Below are 1,631 nucleotides of genomic sequence, written 5' to 3'. Positions count from 1 at the left end.
TATATTGGGAGCGCAACGGCTTTTGCCTTTGGCTCAAGCGACTCGAGTCCGAACGATTCAAAACATCACCGGATGCCACTGACGAGGCGATCGTTCTGACAGTTCAGGAACTCAACTGGCTGCTCGATGGCTTTGACCTCTGGCGCAACCGTCCTCATCAAGTTTTGACGCCGCGATTCGTAGCCTGATTCGGTATAATCCAGGGCATGAATTCCTTGCCCGAAGACCTCCCGAATGATCCTGAATTGCTCAAGCAGATGCTTGCGAAGATGCAATCCAGGGTGGGTGTGCTCGAAGAACAAGTGGCGCTGCTAAGCCAACGACTGTTCGCCCGAAAGTCTGAGCAAACGGTCGATCCAGCGACTCCGCAGATGGCGCTGTTCAACGAAGCTGAACATGAAGTTGAGCCTGCCGCAGAGACTTCAGAAGAAGAGGTCGTCGCTCCGACCAAGCGGCGCGGCAAGCGCAAAAAACTGCCGGCCGACTTGCCGCGTATTGAAGTCACCCATGAGCTTCCAGAGCATGAACTGACTTGCGTCTGCGGCTGCCGTAAACACGCCATTGGCGAAGAGGTCAGCGAGCAGCTTGAAATCGTGCCAATGCAGATCCGTGTGATCAAGCACGTTCGTAAAGTCTATGGTTGCCGCGACTGTGAAACGGCGCCAGTCACGGCGGATAAACCCGCTCAGTTGATTGAAAAAAGCATGGCCAGTCCAAGTGTTCTTGCGATGCTGCTGACCACCAAGTACGTGGACGGTTTACCGCTTCATCGCTTTGAGAAAGTACTTGGTCGTCACGGCATCGATATCCCCCGTCAGACCTTGGCACGCTGGGTTATCCAGTGCGGAGAACATTTCCAGCCACTATTGAATTTAATGCGCGATAGCCTACTAGCCAGCCGCGTCATCCATTGCGATGAAACGCGGGTGCAGGTGTTGAAAGAGCCAGACCGAGACCCAGGCAGCCAGTCTTGGATGTGGGCGCAAACCGGCGGCCCGCCAGATAGACCCGTAATCCTTTTTGACTACTCCACCAGCCGCGCGCAGGAGGTGCCGTCACGCCTGCTCGAAGGTTATCGCGGCTATCTGATGACGGATGATTACGCCGGTTACAACTCGCTCGGCGCGCAAGCTGGGGTCGAGCGCCTAGGGTGCTGGGCGCATGCTCGTCGCAAGTTCGTGGAAGCACAAAAAGTGCAACCTAAAGGCAAGACGGGGCGCGCAGATATAGCCTTGAAACTGATCAGCAAGTTGTACGGTATCGAAATCGCTTACAAAGAGAAGAGCGACGAGGTACGCAAAAAAGCTCGCCAGGACTTGAGCTGCCACGTAATGGGGCAACTCAAAGAGTGGTTGCGCAAAACGCTACCCTATGTGACTACACAGAATGCACTTGGCAAAGCGGTTACCTACCTGGCAAACAACTGGGAAAAGCTTGAACGGTACGTCGAGGAAGGTTACTTGCCGATTGACAATAATGCCGCTGAACGAGCCATCCGCCCCTTTGTGATAGGAAGAAAGAACTGGCTGTTCAGCGACACACCCAGAGGTGCCAAAGCCAGCGCTCAACTTTATAGCTTGGTCGAGACAGCCAAAGCCAACGGCCAAGAGCCCTATGCGTGGCTGCGCCAC

The 1,631-nt window shown here is 54.8% G+C and carries 2 protein-coding genes; both read left to right on the top strand.

The window, feature by feature from the left end; all coding sequences use genetic code 11:
- On the top strand, positions 1–188 hold a 188-nt coding region (gene tnpB / locus QWI20_RS27390; protein WP_163012200.1), incomplete at its 5' end, for an IS66 family insertion sequence element accessory protein TnpB.
- Between the two features lie 18 nt (positions 189–206).
- A partial coding sequence (locus QWI20_RS27385) for an IS66 family transposase (RefSeq protein ID WP_369308090.1) occupies positions 207–1,631 on the top strand: 1,425 nt, incomplete at its 3' end.

The organism is Pseudomonas sp. W2-17, from assembly GCF_041060445.1.
In the GTDB taxonomy this organism is placed as follows: domain Bacteria; phylum Pseudomonadota; class Gammaproteobacteria; order Pseudomonadales; family Pseudomonadaceae; genus Aquipseudomonas.
This window is presented reverse-complemented; position numbering and strand designations above follow the sequence as displayed.